At 58.4% G+C, this 14175-nt stretch carries 14 protein-coding genes; 6 read left to right on the forward strand and 8 right to left on the reverse strand.

The genetic code is table 11. The features are described 5' to 3' along the window. Window positions 1-67: 67 nt before the first annotated feature. Window positions 68-631 (forward strand): lipoprotein, encoded by a 564-nt coding sequence (locus GT753_RS09960; protein ID WP_033632830.1) that lies wholly within the window; start codon window positions 68-70, stop codon window positions 629-631. Between the two features lie 56 nt (window positions 632-687). Here the strand turns inward: GT753_RS09960 and yebF are convergent, their stop codons facing one another. The 5 genes from yebF to cspC form a co-directional block, all read right to left on the reverse strand. Next, window positions 688-1047, reverse strand: coding sequence for a protein YebF (gene yebF, locus GT753_RS09965; protein WP_015378148.1), 360 nt, complete (start codon window positions 1045-1047; stop codon window positions 688-690). Window positions 1048-1118: 71 nt separating this feature from the next. Further along, on the reverse strand, window positions 1119-1427 hold the full coding sequence (gene yqfB, locus GT753_RS09970) for a N(4)-acetylcytidine aminohydrolase (protein WP_021503892.1): 309 nt from the start codon (window positions 1425-1427) through the stop codon (window positions 1119-1121). A 39-nt stretch (window positions 1428-1466) separates the two neighbouring features. Further along, the gene (locus GT753_RS09975) at window positions 1467-1790 is read right to left on the reverse strand and encodes a YebG family protein (RefSeq protein ID WP_004927565.1); all 324 of its coding nucleotides are present in this window, start codon (window positions 1788-1790) and stop codon (window positions 1467-1469) included. 88 nt (window positions 1791-1878) lie between these two features. Next, window positions 1879-3261: an ATP-dependent RNA helicase DbpA gene (dbpA, locus tag GT753_RS09980; protein ID WP_031299688.1), complete on the reverse strand. Its 1383-nt coding sequence runs from the start codon at window positions 3259-3261 to the stop codon at window positions 1879-1881. Between the two features lie 147 nt (window positions 3262-3408). After that, complete coding sequence (cspC, locus tag GT753_RS09985; protein WP_004927572.1) at window positions 3409-3618, reverse strand: cold shock-like protein CspC; 210 nt, start codon at window positions 3616-3618, stop codon at window positions 3409-3411. A gap of 246 nt (window positions 3619-3864) precedes the next feature. Here cspC and purT point away from each other — a divergent pair, with 246 nt between their 5' ends. Next, window positions 3865-5043: a formate-dependent phosphoribosylglycinamide formyltransferase gene (purT, locus tag GT753_RS09990; RefSeq protein ID WP_075684559.1), complete on the forward strand. Its 1179-nt coding sequence runs from the start codon at window positions 3865-3867 to the stop codon at window positions 5041-5043. 34 nt (window positions 5044-5077) lie between these two features. On the opposite strand, the gene GT753_RS09995 is transcribed toward purT, so the two are convergent. Together GT753_RS09995 and GT753_RS10000 are read right to left on the reverse strand one after the other, a co-directional pair. After that, window positions 5078-5317 (reverse strand): YoaH family protein, encoded by a 240-nt coding sequence (locus GT753_RS09995; protein WP_015378151.1) that lies wholly within the window; start codon window positions 5315-5317, stop codon window positions 5078-5080. Between the two features lie 70 nt (window positions 5318-5387). Next, a complete protein-coding gene (locus GT753_RS10000; RefSeq protein WP_160125562.1) occupies window positions 5388-6389 on the reverse strand; it encodes a glycosyltransferase in 1002 nt (333 codons plus the stop codon). A 521-nt stretch (window positions 6390-6910) separates the two neighbouring features. Between GT753_RS10000 and pabB the strand changes: the two genes are divergently transcribed. The 4 genes from pabB to GT753_RS10020 all read left to right on the forward strand — a co-directional run bounded on the left by pabB (window position 6911) and on the right by GT753_RS10020 (window position 12525). Beyond that, a complete protein-coding gene (pabB, locus tag GT753_RS10005) occupies window positions 6911-8284 on the forward strand; it encodes an aminodeoxychorismate synthase component 1 (protein ID WP_160125563.1) in 1374 nt (457 codons plus the stop codon). Continuing rightward, complete coding sequence (locus tag GT753_RS10010) at window positions 8281-8859, forward strand: CoA pyrophosphatase (RefSeq protein ID WP_099982275.1); 579 nt, start codon at window positions 8281-8283, stop codon at window positions 8857-8859. The genes pabB and GT753_RS10010 overlap by 4 nt, the downstream gene beginning before the upstream one ends. A gap of 446 nt (window positions 8860-9305) precedes the next feature. After that, window positions 9306-10670 (forward strand): L-serine ammonia-lyase, encoded by a 1365-nt coding sequence (sdaA, locus tag GT753_RS10015; RefSeq protein ID WP_004927589.1) that lies wholly within the window; start codon window positions 9306-9308, stop codon window positions 10668-10670. 268 nt (window positions 10671-10938) lie between these two features. Continuing rightward, window positions 10939-12525 (forward strand): EAL domain-containing protein, encoded by a 1587-nt coding sequence (locus GT753_RS10020; protein ID WP_004927593.1) that lies wholly within the window; start codon window positions 10939-10941, stop codon window positions 12523-12525. Window positions 12526-12541: 16 nt separating this feature from the next. On the opposite strand, the gene GT753_RS10025 is transcribed toward GT753_RS10020, so the two are convergent. Beyond that, entirely contained in the window at window positions 12542-14086 is a 1545-nt protein-coding gene (locus tag GT753_RS10025; protein ID WP_044031058.1) for a TerC family protein, read from the reverse strand. Window positions 14087-14175: the final 89 nt, after the last annotated feature.

Consider the following 14175-nt stretch of genomic DNA (forward strand, 5'->3'; position numbering starts at 1 on the left):
CGGAACGTTTATAATGATTAATCAATTATCTGCAGCACTTTTCGCCAGCAGTCGCAATGAGGCATTAATGAAGAAGATCCTGATGGGCGCAGCCGCCCTGCTGTTCGCCGGCGTATTGGCCGGTTGCAATCAACTGACCCAGTACACCCTGAGCGAGCAGGAAGTGAATGATTACCTGCAGAAACATAACGACTATCAGAAGCAGATCGGCGTGCCCGGCCTGGTGGACGCCAACATCGTGCTGACGCAGCTGCAAAGCCAGATCGGCCGCAGCGAGCCGGGTAAAGTCACCCTTTCCGGCGACGCCAAGGTCAACATCACGTCGATTCTCGGCCCGCAGACCGCGGATCTGAAGCTGACGCTGAAAGCGCAGCCGGTTTACGACCGCGCACAGGGCGCCATTTACCTGAAAGACATGGAACTGACCGATTACAGCGTGCAGCCGGAAAAAATGCAGACGGTGATGAAAGCGCTGACGCCATATCTGAACCAGTCACTGAAGTCTTACTTCGACCAAAAGCCGGCTTATGTGCTGAATCCTGACAACAGCAAAACCGAAGCGCTGGCGAAAAAACTGGCGAAGGGATTGGAAGTGAAACCGGGTGAGTTGGTGATACCGTTCAGCGACTGACGCCGTCTGGGGACATCAAGCCCGCCGCTCGGCGGGCTTTTTATTGCCAAAAAGCGTTACTGCGGCGCGCTGTAGGCGATTTCGCCGGTGTTGCAGTTAAGCGTCACGTTGTAGGTTTTATCTGCCTTGGTGCCACGCACCGTCAACGGCACCTGCCATACCTGATCCTTGCCGGTGATGGCATCCGGGCTGACCCAGGCGATCGGGGTGGCGGTACCCAGCAGCTTTTTGTCCGATTCCCAGCGCGTGATGCGGTTCTGCAAGAAGTCGCGCTTGACCTGGGCGGCGATATCCGCCGGCTGCAGACCCGCACACTGCCCCACCTTGGCGGCGCGCTGCTCGTGATCCTGCGCCCACACCGCAGTCGATGCTCCCATCATGGCCAACAAGGCGATAGCCAAACCCGTTTTTTTCATATCTCCTCCCGTTGTGATTAGCGCTATCCGGGCGCCCATCCCTGGCTCACAACAGGGTTTCGGCAAAGGGTTTACCGTTTGACGAACTCGATGACAAACAGCGAATCCAGGCCCGGATAGATTTCCTTGATCACCTGCTTCAGTTCGCCGAGCGACATGTTCTCCTGCTGTGCGTGGCGTTCAGTCAGCGCGTCCAGGCGCACCGGCGTTACCGACAGCACTTCGATAAAGCAGAAAAATACGCCGTCTTCATTGCGGCTTACGCGCAATACCTCGCCCGGTTCGAAGTGCGACTCACTGGCATCCCGAATGGTGATGGTTTTGCGCCCGGCCAGAATATCTTGCTCAAAGCGGCTGAAGAAAGTTATTTCACGGCTCATTTTAGATCCTTTTTCATCACAACACCGCAACATAAGTCATTATGCCGCTTGCTTTTCTGACGCAGATCCCTCTTTTGAGTTAGAGGCCGCTTTTTTCGCTTTCGCTTCCGCCGGTTTCTTGAGGGTTTCCGCCGGCGAAGCGCCGCGCAGAATCAGACCCAGCGCATCTTTATTCTCTGCCAGGAAGAAGCTCAGCCCTTCACGCTGTTCGTCGTCCAGGTTCAGCGGCGCCTGTTGCAGCCACTCTCCGAGGTTATCCGCCAGATCCAGCATTTTGTCGTAGGCGTCGGCTTCTTTCTTGCTCGCGAAAGTCATTTTTTCCTCACCGTTTCTCACCACCACATATTTAACTTCAACCGCCATGCGTGCGTCCTCAAATACTCAAATAGCTGTAATTACATACAGTATAAATAGATAATGGCGGGAGGGCAAACCGCCGCCCGCCTTCGGCTTATTTCAGCAGCCGCACCTTGCAGCTCTTGCCTTTGATTTTGCCCTGTTGCAGCTGTTGCAACGCCTTGCGCGCGCTGGCTTTACGGATCGCGACGTAGGCATGCACCGGGAACATGTCGATCTTGCCCACTTCCGCCGCCGTCAGCCCGGCATCGCCGGTCAGCGCGCCAAGGATATCGCCGGGACGGATCTTCGCCTTGCGGCCGCCGTCGATGCACAGCGTCACCATCTCTGCCTCCAGCGAGCCGTTGGCCGCCCCGCTCAGCTCGGACACCGGCGCCCAATCGACGGTCATCTGCAGGTAGTCTTCAATCGCATGCGCCCGCGCCATCTCCTGCGGCGTGCACAGGCTGATCGCCAGCCCGCTCATGCCGGCGCGGCCGGTGCGGCCGATACGGTGCACATGCACTTCGGGATCGAACGCCAGTTCGTAGTTAACCACCAGCTCCAGCTCTTTGATGTCCAGCCCGCGAGCGGCGACGTCGGTCGCCACCAACACTCGGCAACTGCGATTGGCGAAGCGCACCAACACCTGATCGCGGTCGCGCTGCTCCAGATCGCCATGCAGCGCCAGCGCGCTGATGCCGCGGGCCTCCAGGGCCTCAAGCACTGTCTGACAATCGCGCTTGGTATTGCAGAACACCACGCAGGACGCGGGTTGATGGTAGCGAATGGCCGACACCAGGAGCGCCGGACGCTGCTCGCGCGTAGTCTCATAAAAGCGTTGTTCGATAGCGGTCTGCGCTTCGTCATCGTCCACTTCGACGCTCAGCGGCTGACGCTGAACACGCTCGCTGATGCGTTCGATGCCCGCCGGATAAGTGGCGGAAAACAACAGCGTCTGACGCTGCGGCGGCGTGTAGCTGATCACATCGTCGATATCGTCAGCGAAACCCATATCCAACATGCGGTCGGCCTCATCCAGCACCAACACCTTCAGCTCGTCCAGCAGCAGCGTTTTCTTGCGCAGATGCTCCTGAATGCGCCCCGGCGTCCCCACCACGATGTGTGGCGCGTGCACCAGCGAGTCGAGCTGCGGCCCCATCGGTTGGCCACCGCACAGCGTCAGAATTTTGATGTTTTGCGTGAAACGCGCCAGGCGACGCAGCTCTTTGCTCACCTGATCGGCCAACTCGCGAGTGGGGCAGAGCACCAGCGCCTGCGTGGCAACCTGAGTAACGACGATGTTATTCAGCAAGCCAATGCCGAATGCCGCCGTTTTGCCGCTGCCGGTTTTCGCCTTGGCGCGCACGTCTCGCCCTTGCAGGATAGCGGGCAACGCGGCGGCCTGCACCGGCGTCATTTTGGCGTACCCCAGTTCGTTGAGGTTGGCCAACTGTTCGGCTGGCAGAGGCAGGGAAGAAAAAGAAACTGTGCTCACGGCGATAACTCTTATATGACGAATGGAATGGCGGCGCGCCCGCAGGTTGGCGCCGAATCAGCAGTAAATGATAACAGAGATGGGCGGCGTTACGGGCTGCGGGCATAAAAAAACCCGCCGGCGGCGGGTTTCTTGGCGGCTCAGTCGTTAAATCGCAACGACGTTGGCTGCAGCTGGGCCACGTTGGCTGTCCTGGATGGAGAATTCAACCTGCTGGCCTTCAGCCAGAGTCTTGAAACCATCGCTAACGATAGCGGAAAAATGAACGAAAACGTCTTTAGAGCCGTCGGCAGGCGTGATGAAGCCGAAACCTTTGCTTTCGTTGAACCATTTAACGTGACCAGTGATCTTGCTCATTTGTGTTTCCTTTACTTGATAAACCTGCCTTGACGGCACGAGACGCGAAAACCTTGCTATATATAGGCCTTCTTTCGCCGTCGCTTATTAACGCACAATCGCCCAAGCAGGGCAAATATTTCTGCTTGTTATAAAAACAGTAAGTTAGCAACAAACCTGGCGCGGTGGCTGTGAACGCAATCGTTTTCGTATATACTGCCCGCCGATCATCAATCCGCTTACTTTCACCGATCCAGGTACGAAACTATGTTAACGATTGGAACCGCCCTGCGCCCTTCCGCCACCCGCGTTATGTTGCTCGGCTCCGGGGAGCTGGGTAAAGAAGTCGCCATTGAATGCCAGCGCCTCGGTCTGGAAGTGATCGCCGTCGATCGCTATGCCGACGCCCCCGCCATGCATGTGGCGCACCGCAGTCACGTCATCAATATGCTGGACGGTGACGCGTTGAAAGCCGTTATCGAACAAGAGCGGCCGGACTATATCGTTCCCGAAATCGAAGCGATCGCCACCGCCATGCTGGTGGAACTTGAACGTCAGGGCCACCGCGTGGTGCCCTGCGCCGAAGCCACGCGCCTGACCATGAACCGCGAAGGCATCCGCCGTCTGGCGGCGGAAGAACTTGGCCTGCCCACCTCCAGCTATCGCTTTGCCGACAGCGAAGCGGCTTTCCGGCAGGCGGTCGAGCACATCGGCTACCCGTGCATCGTCAAACCGGTGATGAGTTCTTCCGGCAAAGGACAAAGCCTGATCCGCGCGCCTGAGCAGCTGCAAAGCGCCTGGGATTACGCGCAACAGGGTGGACGCGCCGGCGGCGGCCGGGTGATCGTCGAAGGGTTGGTAAGATTTGATTTTGAAATTACGTTGCTGACCATCAGCGCCGTGGACGGCGTACATTTCTGCGAGCCGATCGGCCATCGTCAGGAAGACGGAGATTATCGCGAATCCTGGCAACCGCAGCGCATGTCAGCCACGGCGTTGAGCCGTGCTCAGGCTATTGCGGAGAAGGTGGTGAAAGCCCTGGGCGGGTTCGGCCTGTTCGGCGTGGAGCTGTTCGTCTGCGGCGACGATGTGATCTTCAGCGAAGTGTCTCCGCGGCCGCACGATACCGGCATGGTTACGTTGATCTCACAGGATCTGTCCGAGTTCGCCCTGCACGTTCGCGCGTTTCTCGGGTTGCCGATTGGCGCCATCCGCCAGTTCGGCCCTTCCGCTTCGGCGGTGATCCTGCCGCAGCTCACCAGCAGCGATGTGCGTTTCAGCGGACTGGAAAATGCGCTGCACGGGCACAACCAGCTGCGCCTGTTCGGCAAACCGGAGATCGCCGGGCAACGTCGTCTGGGCGTAGCGCTGGCGACGGCCAACACGACGGAACTGGCGGTGGAGCAAGCGAAACAAGCCGCCGCCGCCGTGACGGTCAACGGCTGATACTCACGGGGCCGCTTGCGCGGCCCCGATAACGTCAATAGTCTTCGTCTTCTTCAGCATCGTCATCCCGCGACGCCTCGGGTGCGGCCTCATGTTGCTCGTCTTCGTCATCGAACAATACCGCAACCTGAGCACCCTGATGCTTCTCGCGAATTTCCTGCGCAACGCGAGCAATGGCCTCACCGCTGCTCATGCCCTGCTCCATCAGTTGATGGATGCGATCCGCCGCTTCCTGCTGCTCCGCGTGATTCAGTAATGGCATACCTGCATGCATGTGTCGTTCTCTCCGGCAAAAGGGAGAAGGAGTATACGCGCTAACGCGGCGGATCCCAACGTCTGGTGCGTCAGGCCGGTTGCGAACAGCCGTTATCGTTGCGCCACTGCTTCAGGCGATGCCGCCACAGCATGACATGCCCCCCCTGCTTCAGGCCGCGCGCATTGGCGAACATCGCTCTGTCGATACCGCGCTGATAGAACTCTTCGGTGATCTGACTCTGAGCGGCCGGTTCCGGCTCGCGACGAATGCTGTGGCAAATGCCCAGCGCTTCGCGGGTGATTTGCCAATGGAAAGCCGGACGAATGACGATAGTGCCCGCATAGCGCTGGTTGAGCCGCTCCAGCATGTCGACGATTTTCATATAGTGGCGTTGATACTCCACGTTCGCCTTACCGATGCGACGACGATTACTGATCGACTTGTCGTGCACCCGTTGACGGTACAGCGGCGTACTTAAATATTTGACCCGTTTGGCATTAAACATGACTTCTGTCGTCCAGGGAATATCCTGGTGATGTAACCCCGGCTCGAAATAAAGCCGATGCTGGCGAATAAAGTCGAGGCGATATATTGCCAGCCATACAACGTGAATAAACTTTCGCGATTTCAGCGCACGTTCAAACCACTGCACGCCACTGATCACATCGGTGGTACGCAAACGCGCCTCGGGAAAAATCGGCTGCAATTCATCTTGGCTGGTGAAATAGCGCTCGCCATTACATTGCATCACGTCTAATTGGTGTTTTTCCGCCTGTTCCAGCAGCGTGGAATACATCTCCGGCGCCAGCAAGTCGTCGGCATCGGGAAACGCCACATATTTGCCTTGGGCAACGGCAAGCCCGGCATTACGCGCGTTAGAAACGCCGGCATTGGCCTGATCGATCACACGAATATGCGGATGTACCGCCGCGTAACGGTGCGCGATCTCTCCTGAACCGTCAGTGGAACCATCGTTGACGATGATCACCTCCAACCGTTGCTCGCGCTGGGCCAGCAGCGAGGCCAGGAAAGGCTCCAATAATTCCCCCGCATTGTGCATCGGGACGATCACGCTCAGCATTAACGACATAGTCAGCTCTTCAATGATAATGTAACAAAATAATAATTTTATTTTTCTAAAAGACTCATTCGGCCTGCGTAGGCTTGGGATAAGCGTGAAACACTGCAAATTCCCGCGCTGGCTAATGGAACCGAACTGGCCTTTCTTTCTCAAACCCACGCCAGAAAAGCGCTGAGTAATTAAGCCATTAATTCCAAAAGGCGGCGACGTTGCTAAAATCGGGCATAGCAACATCTCCCCCGCTTCTAATAACAAGCAGAAATAATAAATTTATGAAATTAACGAATCTATTTTATATTTCTCGGGTATTGCGCCCTCGATGAATAGGCTTCCAGTGCATTTGACGTTAAATTTTTAACATATCGAAGTATAATCAATGGCGCAAAAAATGCCTTATTTAAGGTTTGTTGAGCTGCTGTTTATGTGAACTGTGCTTCATGTCGTGCATGGCAAAACATGCATGATGTGGCTGTCTATGGCACACTAGCCGCCAGATATCGCCGTCCTCACAGCCAGGTTTATTGACGTTCATGAGCGTAACCGCCCCAAACATAAAATCTTTGCCCTACAGCCGCCGTGCCCTGATGACGCTTTTCGCCCCGCTTTCATCGCAGCCTTGGGCGATGCTGCTGCATTCGGGCTTTGCCGACCATTCGCACAACCGCTTCGATATCCTGGTCGCACAACCGCGCGTGACACTCACCACCCGGGGTGCCGACACGCAAATCGAAAGTGACGGCGTCACCATTCAGTCGCAGGAAGATCCGTTCTCCTTGCTGCAGCAGCAACTGGCGGCGCAAGGCTGGCAGCCGGCGTTTAATCCGGACCTGCCGTTTCAGGGCGGAGCTCTGGGACTGTTCGGCTACGATCTTGGGCGCCGGGTGGAAACCCTGCCGCAGTTGGCCGAAGCCGACCTCGCTTTGCCGGATATGGCAGTGGGCATTTATGACTGGGCAGCGATCGCCGACCACCAATTGCAAACCCTGACGCTGCTCAGCTATGGCGATGTGGAGCAGCGCTGGCGCTGGCTCAATAGCCAAACCGCACCTACAGAACGCCCTTTCACGCTGCTGAGCGACTGGCGCGCCAATATGAGCCGGCGACAATACGGCGAGAAATTCCAACGTATTCAGCACTACCTGCGCAGCGGCGACTGTTACCAAATTAATCTGGCACAACGATTCTCCGCCGACTATCAGGGGGATGAATGGCAGGCGTTCTGCCGCCTGAGCGCCTGCAACCGCGCGCCGTTCTCGGCCTTCCTGCGCTTGCCGCACAACAGCGTACTGAGCGTCTCTCCCGAGCGCTTCCTGTGGCTGGAGCAGCAGCGTATCCAAACCCGCCCGATCAAGGGCACGCTGCCGCGGCTGGCGGACGCGGAACAGGACGCCGCGCAGGCTCGCCGTTTGGCCGATTCACCCAAGGATCGCGCTGAAAATCTGATGATCGTCGATCTGCTGCGCAACGATATCGGCCGCGTCGCCCAACCTGGCAGCGTACGGGTGCCGGAACTGTTCGCCGTGGAGCCGTTCCCCGCCGTGCATCACCTGGTGAGCACCATCACCGCGATCCTGCCAAACCATACCTCGGCGGCCGAACTGCTGCGTGCCTGCTTCCCCGGCGGTTCGATCACCGGCGCGCCCAAGGTGCGCGCGATGGAAATCATCGAAGAGTTGGAGCCGCAGCGCCGCAATGCCTATTGCGGCAGCATCGGTTACCTGAGCGCCTGCGGCACCATGGACACCAATATCACCATTCGCACGCTCGTCACCGAAAACGGTCGCATCCACTGCTCCGCCGGCGGCGGCATCGTGGCGGACAGCCAGGAGCAGGCGGAATACCAGGAGACCTTCGACAAGGTCGGCCGCATTTTGCCGCAGCTAGGGGAGTATGCCCTGTCGTGATCCCATCGAACGCACCGGCCTCACTGCACGCCTTTATCAGCCGTTTTCAACTGCAGCTGCCACAGGCGACGCAGATTTCGCACCATGTGCGCCCGGCGGCGGTGCTGATCCCGATCGTCTGCCGCGCCGAGCCGACGCTGCTGTTGACCCGCCGTGCCGACTCGCTGCGCAAACATGCCGGTCAAGTGGCCTTCCCCGGCGGCAAAACCGACGCCGAAGACGGATCGGCGATCGTCACGGCGCTGCGAGAAGCGCAGGAAGAAGTGGCGATACCGCCGCAAGCGGTGACTGTCCTCGGCCAAATGGCGCCGCTCGACAGCAGCACCGGATTTCAGGTTACCCCTATCGTCGGCCTCATCCCGCCGGACGTGCAGTTCCACGCCAATGAAGGCGAAGTGGCGGACGTGTTCGAGATGCCCCTGCGGGAAGCGCTGACCCTGTCACGTTACTATCCGCTGGATATTCATCGCGCCGGCCATACGCACCGCATCTACCTCTCCTGGTATCACAGCCAGTTTATCTGGGGGCTGACCGCCGCTATCATTCGGCGCCTGGCGCAACAGGTCAGTATTTAGCCCGCATTACGTGATCTGACTCGCAATCTGGCACGGTTGCCGACCTCCGCGGCGGGTAAAGCGATCGCTATCACTTCATTTGATCGCTTTTTCAACTACCGTTCCGTTTGAATGGTTTTAAAAAAACTGTAAACCCTCTCTTAAACCTTACGAAATACCTGTAAAATACCACCGTCCGAGATAAACCACTGTAGAAACAGGGATTAAGCCGGCGGCGTTCAGCACGGAAAGCTGGCGCGATTACCGCTAATGGAGCTTGGGCGAAAGCGGATACCCAGCACAAGGGTTCGCCCCGGGTAATCAGTAAAAAAAGCGACACCACGGATTATTTAATTTCATGCGAAAAAGGCAGCCGAACCCGCACGGCCCTTTTACAATATCGCTGTTCCCTGCGCGGTTTTTGACCGCCGCAGCCATAACAATACGTCTCTTTAAGGAGTTTTAGCGTGATTAGCGTTTTCGACATGTTTAAGATCGGCATCGGCCCGTCCAGCTCTCATACGGTTGGACCGATGAAAGCCGGCAAACAGTTTGTCGACGATCTGGTAAATAAAGGCCTGATGCCTTCTATCACGCGTGTTGCCGTAGACGTTTACGGCTCACTCTCATTGACCGGCAAAGGTCACCATACCGATATCGCCATCATTCTCGGCCTGGCCGGCAACATGCCGGACACCGTCGATATCGATAGCATTCCGGGTTTTATTCGCGATGTAGAACAACGTCAACGCCTGATGCTGGCCAACGGCCTGCATGAAGTCGATTTCCCACGCGACGGCGGCATGGTCTTCCGCAGCGACAACCTGCCGCTGCACGAAAACGGCATGCAGATCCACGCCTTCGCCGGCGATAAAGAAGTGTACAGCAAGACCTATTACTCTATCGGCGGCGGTTTCATCGTCGACGAGGAGAATTTCGGCAAGGCCGCCGAGCAAGAACTGCAAATGCCATATCCGTTCAACTCCGCGCGCGAAATGCTCGACCACTGCCGCGAGACCGGCCTGTCGCTGTCCGGCATGGTGATGCAGAACGAACTGGCGTTGCACAGTAAGCAAGAGATCGAGACCTACTTCGGCAACGTCTGGCAAACCATGCGCGCCTGTATCGACCGCGGTCTGAACACCGAAGGCGTACTGCCGGGGCCGCTGCGCGTACCGCGCCGGGCCTCCGCGCTGCGACGCATGCTGGTGGCGTCGGACAAACTGTCCAGCGATCCGATGAACGTGATCGACTGGGTCAACATGTTCGCGCTGGCGGTTAACGAAGAAAACGCCGCCGGCGGCCGCGTGGTCACTGCGCCGACCAACGGCGCCTGCGGCATCGTGCCTGCGGTGCTGGCTTACTACGATCACTTCATCGAGTCCGTCAGCCCGGATATCTACATCCGCTACTTTATGGCGGCGGGTGCGATCGGCGCGTTGTACAAGATGAACGCCTCCATCTCCGGCGCCGAAGTCGGTTGCCAGGGTGAAGTCGGCGTTGCCTGCTCCATGGCGGCGGCCGGTCTGGCCGAACTGCTGGGCGGCAGCCCTGAGCAGGTCTGTGTGGCGGCGGAGATCGGCATGGAACACAACCTGGGTCTGACCTGTGACCCGGTCGCCGGCCAGGTGCAGGTGCCGTGCATCGAGCGCAACGCCATCGCCTCGGTCAAGGCGATCAACGCCGCCCGCATGGCCCTGCGCCGCACCAGCGAGCCGCGCGTTTCGCTGGATAAGGTGATCGAGACCATGTACGAAACCGGCAAAGACATGAACGCCAAGTACCGCGAAACGTCACGCGGCGGCCTGGCAATCAAGGTGCAATGCGACTGACAGACAACCCCGCCACCCGGCGGGGTTTTTTATGGGTAATCAATTCACTGGCCGCTTTTTGTGACAATGTCACCAGAAAAAATCCTGCATTTCTCTCATCGATCCGGTGGTTAGCCTGCAAATTGACCTTCTGTTTTGCCAAATCGAAATAATTTACTGAGTTACCATCAATCTTGTATAACCTCAGGCTAGAATTAGCCGAGCGCAACTTAAGGATCTATGACCTGACCGTGACTCGGGGCTGGATTACCGAACAAGGATTTACCGGATGTTGATGACCCACCTCGCCGCGTCCCGATATCGTTATTACCGTTGGCTGCTGGCCGGAGCGGTGGGCGCGGCTATTCTGTTGGTATCGCTGTATACCCGTTACTATCAAGAGGTCAAAAGTATCGAGCTGAGCCAACAGACATTGGCCACCCGCACCGTCGGCAAGCTCAACCAGTTGTTGACGCCGGCTCAGCTGCAGGCGGAGCGCAGCATGGACATGCTGGACCAGCCCTGCGAGAACGTTTCGTCGACCCTGCGCTTTCGCGCCGCGCAGAATCAGGCGCTACGCGCCATGTTGCTGGTAAAAAACGGCATTATTTACTGCTCCAGCCTGTTTGGTTCCCGTCATTATCAGCTGGCCGCGGTAATGCCGACCTTCGTCAACAGCAACGCCAGGCTGGCGCTGCGCCCCTCGCTGGCGGTGAGCAAAGGCCTGCCCACGCTGGTGATGTGGACGCCATCCCCCCACGATAAAACCAGCGGCGTGCTGCACGTGTTTAATATCGAGCTGCTGTCCAACTTTTTACTCGAGCCGCAGGAGCCTTACGTTCAGCGCGTGGTGCTGAACGTGGCTGACAGCAGCCTGGAATACGGCCGACGCGAAATCCTGAGCCGTGACACCCTGACCAACGATCTGCGCTACACCGCCGGCTCTGCGCTATACCCGTTCTCGATTTCGCTGTTCGGCCCGCAGATCGGCATGCTGGCGCTTTCCGCACTGCCGCGCCATATCCCGCTGGCGCTGCTGATCAGCCTGTTGGCCGCCTATGTGGTCTATCTGCTCACCGCTAACCGCATGAGCCTGTCTTATCACATCGGCCATGCCATCACCCATCGCGAGTTCCGCGTCTATTGCCAGCCCATCATCCATAGCGACACCGGGCGCTGCGCCGGCGTCGAGATGCTGCTGCGCTGGAAAAAGAAGCGGCAAGGGTGGATCTCCCCCGACGTGTTTATTCCGCTGGCCGAGCAGCATGAGCTGATCATTCCGCTGACCCGTTATCTGATGAACACCGTGACGGAAAATCTGCAGCTGTTCCCGCCGCGACCGTCGTTCTACATCAGCATCAACGTCGCCGCCGAACACTTTAAAACGCTCAACATCATCGACGATATACGCCGGATTTGGCTACCGGCGCATCCGATGCCGTCACTGATGCTGGAGCTGACCGAACGCACCGCGCTGTCGGCGATCCAGCATGACCAGATCCGGACGCTGAAAGACATGGGGATCATGCTGGCCATCGACGATTTCGGCACCGGCCACAGCTCGCTGAGCTACCTGAAGAACCTTAGCCCGGACGTGTTAAAGATCGACCGCGGGTTTACCGCGGCCATCGGTACCGACGCGGTCAACGCCACGGTGACCGATACCATCATTACGCTGGCGCAGCGGCTGAAGCTGAAGCTGGTGGCTGAAGGGGTAGAAACGGCGGAACAGGCCGACTATCTGCGCTCGCGTGAGGTCAATGCCCTGCAGGGGTATTATTTCGCCAAGCCGATGCCGATCCACGTTTTCCCGCTGTGGTTGCAGCAGTACGAATCGCGCGTCAGGAAAACAGAAGAGAATACGCCGGAGGCCTGAGCCTCCGGCGGGTGGGTTACGAATGCGCCGGTTCGTCGAAGACGACGCGGGTGACACGCACCAACTCAATGCGATAGTCGGAGACCTCGACGATATCGAAACGCAGGTGGTTCAGTTCAATGGTGTCCCCCACCACCGGCATCTGGCCGTAGTGGGCTAACAGCAGCCCCGCCAGAGTGGCGTAGTCTGCGGTTGGGCTGACCAGGTCATCGCAGGCCAGCGCCTGTTCCAGCGAGTGCAGGTCGGTCCCGCCTTTGACCAGCCAGCCGTCGCCTTCCGCCACGATGTCCGGCGTTTCATCTTCGTCCGGGAACTCGCCGGCAATCGCTTCCAGCACATCCAGCGGCGTCACCAGCCCCTGCACCACGCCGAACTCGTTGGTGACCACCACCAGGCGCCCTTTGGCGCGGCGCAGCACCGCCAGCAGCTTGATGACATCCATGGTTTCCGGCACCACGATCGGCGGCGTGCGGGCGGCAAACTCGGCGATATCTTCCCCTTGCTCCAGCGCCACCAGCAGATCCTTGGCGCGTACCACGCCGACGATCTCATCCACAGAGTCGCGACACACCGGGAACAGGCTGTGCGGCGTATCCAGCAACTGTGCGCGCACCTCCTCACGGGAGCGCTCGCAGTCGACCCAGGAGATGTCAGTGCGCGGCGTCATCACGCTGCGCAATGAGCGCGAGGCCAGCGTCAGCACACCGCTGATCATATAACGCTCTTCCGCCGCAAAGGTTTCATCCCTCGGCAACGCCACCGCATCGTCCGCCTGCTGCGCGCGCTGCTGCCCCATCAGGCGCATGATCGCTTCCGCGGTGCGCTCGCGCATCGGGCGACGCGCCTGATGCTTGATAAAGTTGCGACGCGCGATCTGATTGAACAATTCAATCAGGATCGAGAAGCCGATCGCGGCGTACAGATAGCCTTTAGGAATGTGCAAGCCGAAGCCTTCGGCGATCAGGCTCAGACCGATCATCAACAGGAAGCTCAGGCACAGCACCACAATGGTCGGGTGCGCGTTGACGAAGTTGGTCAACGGCTTGGATGCCAGCAGCATCACCGCCATCGCGATCACCACCGCCGCCATCATCACCGGCAGATCGTTCACCATGCCCACGGCGGTGATCACCGCATCAAGCGAGAACACCGCGTCAAGGATCACGATTTGCACCACCACCGCCCAGAACTTGGCGTAACCGCGGTTGGCGCCATCCTGGTGCGTCTGCCCTTCCAGCCGTTCATGCAGCTCCATGGTGGCCTTGAACAGCAGGAATACCCCGCCGAACAGCAGGATAAGATCGCGGCCGGAGAAGCTGAAATCGCCGACGCTGAACAGCGGCGTGGTCAGGGTTACCATCCAGGAGATCACCGACAGCAGACCCAAACGCATCAGCAATGCCAGCGACAGGCCGATGATGCGCGCCTTATCGCGCTGCTTAGGCGGCAGTTTGTCGGCCAAAATGGCGATGAATACCAGGTTGTCGATGCCCAGCACGATTTCCAGCACCACCAGCGTAAGCAACCCCGCCCAAATAGAGGGGTCCATTAAAAATTCCATATCAGACTCCAGAGAAAAGTGGGAATGAGCGCACGCCGCTCAGACGTGACGATGCCGCCGCTGCATGGGCGCAGTCGACAATAGCAAAG

Source organism: Serratia sp. Z4, assembly GCF_009900725.1.
GTDB lineage: Bacteria > Pseudomonadota > Gammaproteobacteria > Enterobacterales > Enterobacteriaceae > Serratia > Serratia nematodiphila.